Below are 10,424 nucleotides of genomic sequence, written 5' to 3' on the forward strand. Positions count from 1 at the left end.
GCGTCAGCATGAGTGTGGGAGTATGTCACGCTGAAGAAATCTACAGGGATCCAGTTGGGGACATGTCGAATCCTGCTGCTGTCCGAGACTTGTCTGCTAGCCTGAAGATCGGCCAGGTGGCTCTAGCAGCCGGCTTGCCTGTACGCACGGTGCGCTACTACGAATCGATAGGCCTGCTGAAGCCAACGGTGGAACGGGCGGAGTCCAGCTATCGGCTGTTCGACCCTTCGGTTTTGGTTCGTCTGGCCTTTATCCGCTGCTGCCAGAGCCTGGGCCTGAGCTTAGAAGAAATCCGCCAAATCCTGGATGTCCACGACCGAGGGGAGCAGCCTTGTCCAGAAATTCGCCAGCATCTGCAAGGCAAGCTGCAGGAGATTGAACAGCGAATTGCCGATCTGCAAGCGCTGAAAAGCCAAATTCAAGGTCTCCTCTCCGATTGGCAGATCCCCCCTGCGGCTGCTGATGAAAAAGAGGTGATCTGCCCGATTTTGCAAAAACCAGAGGCCAGGGGCGGCAAGGGCAACAGCCGTTACTCCACCGTTACCGACTTGGCCAAGTTGCGCGGCTGATCCACATCGGCTCCGCGGCGCAAAGCCATGGCATAGGCGAACAACTGCAGGGGGATCACGTTCAGAACCGCCGACAACAGGGGTGTCGTGCTGGGCACCTCGATGATGTGGTCGGCTTTCTCCCGCACCTGGGTGTCTTCGGGGTTGATGAGGGCGATCACCCGTCCCCCCCGCGCCCGCACCTGTTCGATGTTGGAGAGCATTTTTTCGTAGACGGGATCCCGGGTGGCAATGCACACCACCGGCACCCGCTCGTCGATGAGGGCGATAGGGCCATGCTTCATCTCCCCTGCCGGGTAGCCTTCGGCGTGGATATAGCTCACCTCTTTCATCTTCAAAGCTCCTTCCAGGGCAATCGGGGCGTTAACCCAGCGGCCCAGATAGAGCATGTTGGCAACATGATGGTACTGCTCCGCCAGTTGGTCGTAGAGGGCGGCGTCCTTCAGCATCAGGCTGATCTTGCCCGGCAGCTCAATCAAGGCTTGCAGGTGGGCTTGGATCTGGGCCGGGCTGAGGATCCCTTTGGCTTGGGCCAGTTGCAGGGCCAGCAAATACCCCGCCACCAACATGCCGGTAAACACTTTGGTGGAAGCCACGGCAATCTCCGGACCGGCATGGATGTAGAGAACCCCGGCATCCGCCAGACGGCTGGCCTGGGATCCGATGGCGTTGACAATCGCCAGGGTCGGGATCCCTTGGGTGCGGGCCTCGCTCATGGCTGCCAGCGTATCGACGGTTTCTCCCGACTGGGTTAAGGCCAGCAACAGGTGGTTGGGGCGCAACACCGGCTGGCGGTAGCGAAACTCAGAGGCGTAATCCACCTCTACAGGGGTACGGGCCAAGCTCTCGATGAAGTACTTGAGCACCCAGCAGGCGTGCCAGGCAGTACCACAGGCTACGGCGTGGATGTGCTCAATGTGGGCCAGTTGCGCTTCAGAAAGCGTTAGCCCCTCCAGTGTCACCCGGCCCTGTTCCAGATCCACCCGCCCCCGTAGCGTATCGGTGGTGGTGCGGGGCTGCTCAAAGATCTCCTTTTGCATGAAGTGCTTGTAGCCTCCCTTGGCGGCTGAGACGGGATCCCAGGCCACGGTGATGCTGGATTTGCGCAGCTCCTCGCCGGTAATGCGCAAGTAGCGCACTTGAGACTCCGTGAGAACCGCCATTTCCCCATCTTCTAAGAACACCACCTTGCGGGTATGGCGGACAATGGCAGGCAGATCGGAGGCCACGAAGTTTTCCCCTTCTCCCTCTCCCACCACCACGGCTCCGGCATTGCCCAAACGGGCTGCGATCAGCCGATCCGGCGCCTCCCGATCCAGAGCCACTACGGCGTTTCCTCCCCGCAGTTGCCCCATGACCTGGCCAAAGGCCGCCTCAAAGGAGCCCAGCTCTTCTGTATAGAGGCCGAGCAGTTGGGCGATCACTTCCGTATCGGTTTGGGAGCGGAATGGGATCCCCCGCTCCAGGAGACGCTCCTTTAGCTCCAGGTAGTTTTCCACAATGCCGTTTTGGATCACCACAATGCGCCCGCGCTCGTCGCAGTGGGGGTGAGCATTTTCTTCGGTCACGCCGCCGTGGGTGGCCCAGCGGGTATGTCCGATCCCTACCTTGGCCGTGGGCATGTTGGCCGTCAGCTTCACCAGCAGGTTGTGCAGCTTGCCGGTAGCGCGGACAACTCTCAATCCTTCTTCGGGATCCACTGTGGCAATGCCGGCAGAATCATAGCCCCGATACTCCAAGGTGCGCAGGCCCTCCAACAGGATGGGGGCAGCCCACTGAAAACCCACGTAGCCGACAATGCCACACATTCCTCACACCTCAACCTCAGTCGCGCCAGCGTTGCGTAGCAATACAGGCAACACCTTATCCGCAAAGCCTACCCCAGGTTGGGGATCCCTTCAACGGCTTTGGCCGACGTTGTTCACCTCAGCGGGTTGCCAATTTATGGGGAAGTCTGCGGCTGCCATCCTTGGGATCCAGAGACAATCCCCTGGGCAAAAGAGACGGGCGCAAAATGGAACTGATAACCTTCGGCCACCGCGGGCTGGATCCCATCTTCCCCAGGGACGCTGGAGACCAAGTTGCTCAGCCCCAATACCAACTCTCGAATGCCGCGGCGAAACTGGGGATCCCCGGTCAGCTCGTCGATGTCGGCGGTAATTTTTTGCATATTCTGAAAGGTGATGCGGGCGGAATCGAGGGTTTGGCGCAGAGTAGCTAAAGTGCCCGGATCGTTGAGGCTGGCGGCAATCTGCTGCAGATCTTCGGTGGCTTGGGCCACGTTCTCCGCAGCCGCTCGCACCTCGGCCAGGATCTGGCGCACATCGGCCTGGAGTTGTGGATCGGTAACCAGCGGGCGCACCGCGCTCGACATGGCCTGGAGATCGGCGCTCACCTGCTGGATGTTCTCCAGGGCGGCGTTAAGGGAAGTGCGGTTTTGATCCACCAGGGCGGTGAATTGATCGGCAGCCGCTTGCAAACTGCGGGCGGTTCCCCCCACAGCTCCAGCCGCGTCTTGGATGGCCGTGGCAGCCGTGGTGAATTGCAACAAGTCCAGATCTTCGGTGCGCAGGGCAGCTACTCGCTCTTCCACGGTTTCTGAGAGATCGGCCACGCTATTGGCGACGCGGGTGAGCCCTTCTAGGGTGGCGTTAAGGGTGTCGAAGAGCTCATCGTCGTTGATCCGTGTGAGCAACTGATCCAGCCCGATCAATAACTGGCCAAAATCCACTCCAGGTTTGCCCTCCACCACATCCCCATCGCAGATGATTTGACTGCTGTCGCAATCCGCTGCCAGAGGGGATCCCGTTGCCGCCTGACCCCTCCCCTGGGGCAGGATATCCATCACCGTTTCCCCCACCAACCCCGTCTGTTTGGTTACAAACAGGGCGTTGCGGGGAATAGCCAAAGGCTGGTCAATGGCCACCTGCACCTCCACTTGATTGGGTTGAGGCGTGATACGCTCCACCCGACCTACGGTTACCCCCCGCAGCCGCACACTGGATCCCTCTGTCAGGCCGGCCACGTTGGTATAGGTGACGGTAAATTGAAAGCCGCGACTGCCGAAGCGCAGGTTGTAGATCCACAAAAACAGGCCGGCAAAGCCCAGCGCCCCCGCCAGGATCAACAGGCCCACTGCCCCTTCTCGCACTGCTCGCGAACGCATCACACCTGCCCCGCCACTTGAATTGGCCCTTCTACGCTACCGCTGAAAAACTGCCGCACAAAGGGGTTATCGCACGTTTCAATCTGCTGCACGGATCCCTCCCACTGCACCCGCCCCTGAGCCAACAGGACAATGCGGTCGGTGGCGCGGTAAATGGTGCTGTGCTGGTGGGTCACCACAATGTAGCTCTCACAGGCTTTTTTCACCTGCTGCAGCTCCCGAATGAGATCTTCAATCACCGTCGAAGCAATGGGATCCAAGCCCGCTGTGGGCTCGTCGTACAGCAGCAATTGGGGCTCATCCTGGGGCAGAGAAGGATCCTCCATAATGGCGCGGGCGAAGCTGGCCCGTTTGCGCATCCCCCCCGAGAGTTCTTCTGGCAGGTTGTGCTCTTTGCCCGCCAGTCCCACCGCCTCCAGCTTGGCGGCCACCAATTCCTGAATACGGGAGCGGGGCAACTGCGAGTGCTCGTAGAGCAAAAACCCCACGTTTTCTTCCACCGTCAGGGAGTCGAAGAGGGCGGCCTGCTGAAACACCATCCCTACTCGCAAAGGGGGAGTTGCATGATGGGCTTGAATCTCCGGGAGTGGGATCCCGCACCAGAGCACTTCTCCAGCGTCTGGCTCCGTTAGGCCGGCAATGATGCGCAGCAGCGTCGATTTCCCGGTGCCCGAAGGCCCCACCAGGCCCAGGGCCTCACCCCGGTACACCTTCAGATCCACGTGGTCAAGCACCACCGTCGAGCCGAAGCGCTTGGAAACTTGGCGCAGCTCCACCAAGGGGGCAGTGCTCTGCACTGCTGGCATGCTCAGAACCTCCGCCCTCGCCAAAGGCTGGAGCCTATTTTCCGCGGCCTGCTGCTCCTTTGGGCTGTCTATGCTGCTTCTGAAGCACTTGACCAATGATTTCAAGCAAAACTGGGGGCTCAGGATGCTTCCCTCCTTGAGTCGGCTTCACTGCTAGTTTAGGAGTCGGCAGGGGCCGAGGCAATGAAGCAGCCCACAGCCCTATCAAGGCAGATCAGGGATCCCTGGCGATAGGCCCAAGCCGTACCTCTCCTCTCCATTCTCTCTGCTCTGCAGCTCAGGGGCGAGGTCTTCCTCAAGGGCAGCCACCCAACCGGAGGGGACGATCTCCATCTCGTCTGTAACCCCTGCTCTTTTCTCTTCCCTCTTCTCTCCGTCAGCCAGCTCCGGCTGTTCATCCTGCTCCGAATGGAGTTTCACGCGCCGCGAGAAGCCCCAGACAAATAGGGGGATCACAGCCACCACCATCCCCCACTCCGGGATCTCGATTTGGGGGAAAAACACCTCCAACAACATGGTGCTCCCCACCAGGGCAATGATGGCAAAAGCGGCGTCTTCCAGGTGAGAGAACTCGTCCAACCAACGCAAAAACAGAGAAGCCATGTAGCGCATCAGGGTAATGCCGAGAATGCCGCCGAGGATGATTACCCAAGCCTTGCGGGAGACGCCCACCGAAGCGGCGATGCTGTCGAAAGAAAAAACCAGATCCGTCAGTTCCACCATCACCAGGGTCTGCCAAAAATTGGCGTGGCGGGTGATGTCCTGTTCTTGGCCTTCTTCCTCGCCCCGAAAGTGCTGCCAGGCTAGCCAGAGCAGGTAGCAGGCTCCCAAAAACTGTGCGGGTGGATACTCCACCAACCAAACTGCCGCGAAGACAATGGCAATGCGAAAGCTGTAAGCGCCGATGATGCCCCAGCGCAAGGCCCGATTCTGCTGCTGGGGGGTGGGCAGATGCTTCACCAGAGCTGCTAGGGCAACGGCGTTGTCCGCAGAGAGGGCGGCCTCCAAAAACACCAAAGCCGCCACCAAGAAAATATCTGTCCAGGTGAAGGACTGAGTCATCCCTTGCGCCAGGATCAAGGTCGCTCCCATCGCATCTGTTGCATTTTTGACAAGTGTTGCATCAATTAGCATATTCGCGCGTTTTGTCCGCCCCAGTCAGTCCAACACAGCAGTTAACCAGCGTAGGAACTCTCCCCATCTTCGGATAAAGATACCCCTGAAAAAAGCATTGAACCATTTGGGTGACCAGAGGCAAAACCCTCAACCTCCTGGAGGATGGGAAAGAAAAAATCCAGGCCTGAACCCTGGCCTGAGTATAGCCTGTCTGGCTCAGGATTCATTTACAATTCTTAACTTTCTGAAATCTGGTGGCCCTCTACTGGGTGTTCAGTGGGGTCGGATGGACGCAATCGAGCTGCCAGCCGTTGTCCACAGCGCAGGATCTGGCCTGCTAGAATGGCCGCCCCGAAACCGTTATCGATGTTCAGCACTCCCACCCCCGCTGCGCAGGAGTTGAGCATCGTGAGCAGGGCAGCCAAGCCCTGGAAGCTGGCCCCGTAGCCAATGCTGGTGGGCACAGCGATCACCGGACAATCCGCCAGACCCGCCACCACGCTGGCCAAGGCCCCCTCCATGCCCGCCACCACGATCAGCACGTCCGCTTGCAGGGCCGCCCAGTTGTGCAGCAGCCGATGGATCCCGGCCACCCCCACATCCCAGAGGCGCTTCACCTGAAACCCGGAAAGCTCCAGCGTGAGGGCGGCTTCTTCTGCCACCGGCAAGTCGGCAGTGCCGGCGGAGATCACGCTGACCTGTCCAGGATGGCTGACCACCTGCTGGGACGGGATCCAACACAAGCGGGCCAACTCGGAATACTGGGCCTGGGGCAAGCGGCTGCGGATCTCGGCATACACCTGGGCTTCGATGCGGGTGGCCAAGGCCAGGGATCCCCGCTGGTGGAGTTGCTCCAGGATCTGGGCAATCTGATCTGGGGTCTTGCCCGGCCCCCACACGGCTTCGGGAAAGCCCGTGCGCAAGGGACGGTGGTGATCCACATGGGCGAAATCTCCCACCGGCTCGAAGGGCAGAAAGCGATAGGCCTGCAGAGCTTGCTCTGGGGTGAGCTTCCCTTGGGCGACTGCCCGAAACAGATCCTGCAGCGCTGTCGTGGAAGGGGGGTTCATGGAAGGTGAGTTCAATCTGCAACACTCGGCTTGGATCTTGCCTGGATTTATTGGGCCAAAGACCCGCGCGGGAAAAACAACACCGGATGCCAACTTTGCCGCAAAATCTCGCCGGTGAGGCTGCGAACCGACCACTCCCAGAAGCTGCCCACGTGGGGGGAGGCAGTGGCGATGGCCGTCATGTCTTCATCGGCAGCAGTAGCTAGGATCTCTTTGAGAGGGGATCCCACCCGCACCAGGGTGCGCAGCTGTACGGGCTTCACCTGCTCGCTCAGGGGTTCAAGCACCTGGGCCAGGTTAGCCTCGGCTTTGCGTTGGAGCACCTCCACCGGAGTTCCTTGGTTGCGGCGGGCGCTGGGATCCACCACGTAGAGCAGGGTAAGCGTCTGGCACTGGGAAGTACCGGGCAGCAGGTGGCCGAGATGGTTCAGCAACTGCTGACGCGGCTGCTCAAAGTCAAAGGGCACCAAGAGGCAGCGAAACAGGTGGCGGCTGCGCAAGCGCAATTCTTCCAGGGTAAAGGTAGCCAGCAGCTGGGGGCGCATCACCAGTAGGGGGATTTTCAGCTTCGGCAACAGCGTCATGGTGGTGCTGCCGAACAATTTTTCGGCGAGCAGGTTGTGGGTACCCATGCCTGTGATGAGCAGATCGGAGCCATAGGTTTGGATGCCTTTTAGGATTAGATCGGCTGGCCTGCCCGCCTGCACCAGAGCCTCGACTTCCAACCCTGCTGGGATCGGGTTCAGCAGCTTCTGCAACTGGGCCTGCTCCGCCTGGACTTCGGGGGTAATGTCGTCGGGAATGCCGATGTCGTCCTCCTGCCAATCCATGCTGCGGACGAAGGTGACGCGCTCAATGCCGTTGCTGTGCAGATCTTCCAAACACTTGCCAAAACGCTGCAGGCCATCTCGGCGGTCGGTGGCAATTAACACGTTTTTAAACATATGTTTTGAGCAGTAGGAGAGAGGGCAGCCGGCTCAAGAGCATTGCTTTGGCCCACAGCGATCCTAAGCTAACACTTTGTGGAGTTGTTCCTGAGGCAGCAGCTCCGGATCCCTCTTCGGCATCGGTTGCTCACCGGTTGGGATCCGCCAGGTTGCGAAACTGGGTGTACTGACTTTCAAACAGCAGGCGCACGGTACCGGTGGGGCCGTTGCGATGTTTGGCAATGATGACCTCGGCAATGCCGCGATCGCTGGTGTTGGGATCGTAGTATTCCGGGCGATAGATCATCATCACCAGATCGGCATCCTGCTCGATGCTGTTGTGAACTAGCAGACCGTTGGCCACGAAGTTGTGGTGGCGGGGCATTTCGACGTCGTAAACCGGCTGAGGCTCCCCCGGCTCGCTGATGAACACCACCGGATCCCAGATCAGCCCCTCCTGCACTACCACCGCCACCTCTTCCTCCAATTGCAGCTCGTCGAGGGTTTTCCAGCCGTCTGGGGTCAAGAAGGGATGGTTGCCGGTGGCGCGAATGGAAAAGTTGAGGCGGGTCTTCAGAACACAGGTGGGCTGCCGACCACTGCAAAACACTTTCACAGGCTGTTGGGGCACCAAGCGCCCGCGCCCGTTCAAGCTGAGCAGGCGGGGCAGTTCCGCCGCAGCCGGCAGGGCCGCCAGTTGATCCAGCCGCCAGATCTTGCCGCGATCCACATCCATCACCTGCGTATCCCCGGCCAGACAGCCCGATTCCCGCAGGTCTGCCAGTTGCGGGCGCTTATCGGAGCGCGACTCGACAGCCCGACTGAGCTGAGACAGCACCAGCACCGGCACCATCAGCTCCTTGGCCATGGCCTTGAGGCCACGAGTAATGCGCGACAGCTCCTGCACCCGGTTGTCGGCGGCGGATCCCTGCATCAGTTGTAGGTAATCGATCAACACCATCCCCAACGTTCCCCCCTGTTCCGCCTGCAAACGCCGCGCTTTGGAGCGAATTTCTGTAACGGTACAGTCGGGGGTATCGTCGATGAACAGGGGCAATTGCGATAAAAAACCAATGGCTTGTCCCAGGCGCTGCCACTCGTGTTCGCTGATGCGCCCAGAACGCAGACGGCTGCTGTCGATGCGGGCTTCGCTGGCCAAAAGCCGCTGCACCAGTTGCTCCCTCGACATTTCCAGGCTAAAGATAGCGACCGGCTGCTTGGCATAGGCAGCCACATTTTGGGCAATGTTGAGGGCAAGACTGGTTTTCCCCATCGAGGGACGACCGGCCAGGATCAACAAGTCGGATCGCTGCAAGCCCTGGGTCAAGTTATCCAGGTCGATGAATTTGGTCGGGATCCCCGGAAGCTGTGCCCCGCTTTGGAACTTCTCTTCCAAGTCCGAGAAGATATTGACCAAAACCTCAGAAGCCGGGATGAGGCTACGCTGCACTCGCTCTTGGGTGAGGCCAAACACCTGCTGCTCGGCTTGATCCATCACCTGAGACAGGGGCTGACTGGTATCGTAGGCCAAACGAGCCAAGGTATTGCTCACCTGGATCAACTGGCGGCGCATGTATTTATCCATCACCAGGCGAGCATACTGGTCGATGTTGACGCTGCTGACGGTTTGCTCCAGCAGACGACGGATCGCCCCTGTTCCTCCCACCCGCTCCAGAAGATGATGATCCGCCAACCAAGCAGACACAGTCATCAGGTCGGTGGGCTGCCCTTGGCTGTGCAGTTGGAGAGCGGCCCGGTAAATCTCTTGGTGGGCAGAGATGTAGAACATCTCTGGTCGCAGAAACTCCGCGACCCGCACCAACGCATCCGGATCGAGGAGAATGCCCCCCAGGATTTCCTCCTCGGCTTCAATGTTTTGAGGAGGAAGCCGATCCCCACCCGTTAAGTCGTAATCGCTGATCACCACAAGCCAGGATAGGAAAATCAACCCAGCCCTAGGGCAACCGGCCTCTCAGCCAGTCAGCTCCAATCGTCAGGCGGGTCAAGCTCTAGGCTGAGCATACCCGCTTGTTGCCTAAGGCAAAAACCCTACTCACCCCGGGATCCCTCACGGGAACTCAGGGATCCTCGAAGGTGAGTCCTCATTCGGGAGTAACCTGAATGCGCAGCGTAGCGGTAACTTCGGGGTGTAACTTTACCTGCACGGGATAAACCCCGGTTTTTTTGATTTCCTCGTTGAGGAGAATGTTGCGGCGGTCGATATCTAGACCGCTGGTAGCCAGCACCACCTCAGCAATATCGCTGGTGGTCACCTGCCCAAATAGGAGGTCGTGTTCTCCCACTTTCTTACGGATGACGAAGCGACCAATGGTCTCCAGAGCGGTCTTGTAGTTTTCCGCCCGTTGTTTTTCTGCCAGTTTACGAGCCGCTTCCTGCTCCAGACGCATCTGCTGCTCTTTCAATATGCCAGGGGTAACCCGCACCGCCATCTGCCGCGGGAAGAGGTAGTTGCGAGCATAGCCGGGCTTGACGTTGACAATCTCTCCGGGCTTGCCCAGCCCTGGGATCGCCTGGCGCAGCACAACCTGCATGTTACGTTTCGACATCGGGGAAGGCACTTCATTTTCTCGACAGCCTTCCATTCTAGAGGCTCAGTAGAGCCATTGTCAGCTTATGGTCATTTCGATTCAAACCAGGACACTGCACCCCCACCTAGAACGTTGGTCGCGCCGTCGCGTCAGCGTTACGGAGCAATAATGTACGGGGGAAGAAGGCTTTTCTCAATAGCCCAGGCGTCTCACCCTAGCCTG

General features: G+C 59.3%; 9 protein-coding genes. 1 reads left to right on the forward strand and 8 read right to left on the reverse strand.

Going from position 1 to position 10,424, the window contains the following annotated elements; all coding sequences use genetic code 11:
• The coding region (locus tag NW815_RS07740) for a heavy metal-responsive transcriptional regulator (RefSeq protein WP_414415870.1) at window positions 1–569 on the forward strand (569 nt) is incomplete at its 5' end.
• Here the strand turns inward: NW815_RS07740 and glmS are convergent.
• The 8 genes from glmS to rplI form a co-directional block, all read right to left on the reverse strand.
• Window positions 530–2,377 (reverse strand): glutamine--fructose-6-phosphate transaminase (isomerizing), encoded by a 1,848-nt coding sequence (gene glmS, locus NW815_RS07745; protein ID WP_414351842.1) that lies wholly within the window; start codon window positions 2,375–2,377, stop codon window positions 530–532. The genes NW815_RS07740 and glmS overlap by 40 nt on opposite strands.
• Before the next feature lie 134 nt (window positions 2,378–2,511).
• Window positions 2,512–3,735: an MlaD family protein gene (locus NW815_RS07750; protein ID WP_414387873.1), complete on the reverse strand. Its 1,224-nt coding sequence runs from the start codon at window positions 3,733–3,735 to the stop codon at window positions 2,512–2,514.
• Complete coding sequence (locus tag NW815_RS07755) at window positions 3,735–4,541, reverse strand: ABC transporter ATP-binding protein (RefSeq protein WP_414355855.1); 807 nt, start codon at window positions 4,539–4,541, stop codon at window positions 3,735–3,737. Before NW815_RS07755 ends, NW815_RS07750 begins: the two co-directional genes overlap by 1 nt.
• Window positions 4,542–4,745: 204 nt before the next feature.
• Complete coding sequence (locus NW815_RS07760) at window positions 4,746–5,633, reverse strand: TerC family protein (protein ID WP_414387874.1); 888 nt, start codon at window positions 5,631–5,633, stop codon at window positions 4,746–4,748.
• 260 nt (window positions 5,634–5,893) lie between these two features.
• Window positions 5,894–6,727, reverse strand: coding sequence for a nickel pincer cofactor biosynthesis protein LarB (gene larB / locus NW815_RS07765; RefSeq protein ID WP_414387875.1), 834 nt, complete (start codon window positions 6,725–6,727; stop codon window positions 5,894–5,896).
• A 47-nt stretch (window positions 6,728–6,774) separates the two neighbouring features.
• Window positions 6,775–7,671 carry a universal stress protein gene (locus NW815_RS07770; RefSeq protein WP_414387876.1) on the reverse strand — a complete coding sequence of 299 codons (897 nt, stop codon included), beginning with the start codon at window positions 7,669–7,671 and terminating at the stop codon, window positions 6,775–6,777.
• 130 nt (window positions 7,672–7,801) lie between these two features.
• A complete protein-coding gene (gene dnaB / locus NW815_RS07775; protein ID WP_414387877.1) occupies window positions 7,802–9,577 on the reverse strand; it encodes a replicative DNA helicase in 1,776 nt (591 codons plus the stop codon).
• A 178-nt stretch (window positions 9,578–9,755) separates the two neighbouring features.
• On the reverse strand, window positions 9,756–10,220 hold the full coding sequence (gene rplI / locus NW815_RS07780; RefSeq protein WP_414329820.1) for a 50S ribosomal protein L9: 465 nt from the start codon (window positions 10,218–10,220) through the stop codon (window positions 9,756–9,758).
• Window positions 10,221–10,424 lie beyond the last annotated feature (204 nt).

Source organism: Synechococcus sp. R6-7, from assembly GCF_047461695.1.
Classification (GTDB): Bacteria; Cyanobacteriota; Cyanobacteriia; order Thermostichales; family Thermostichaceae; genus Thermostichus.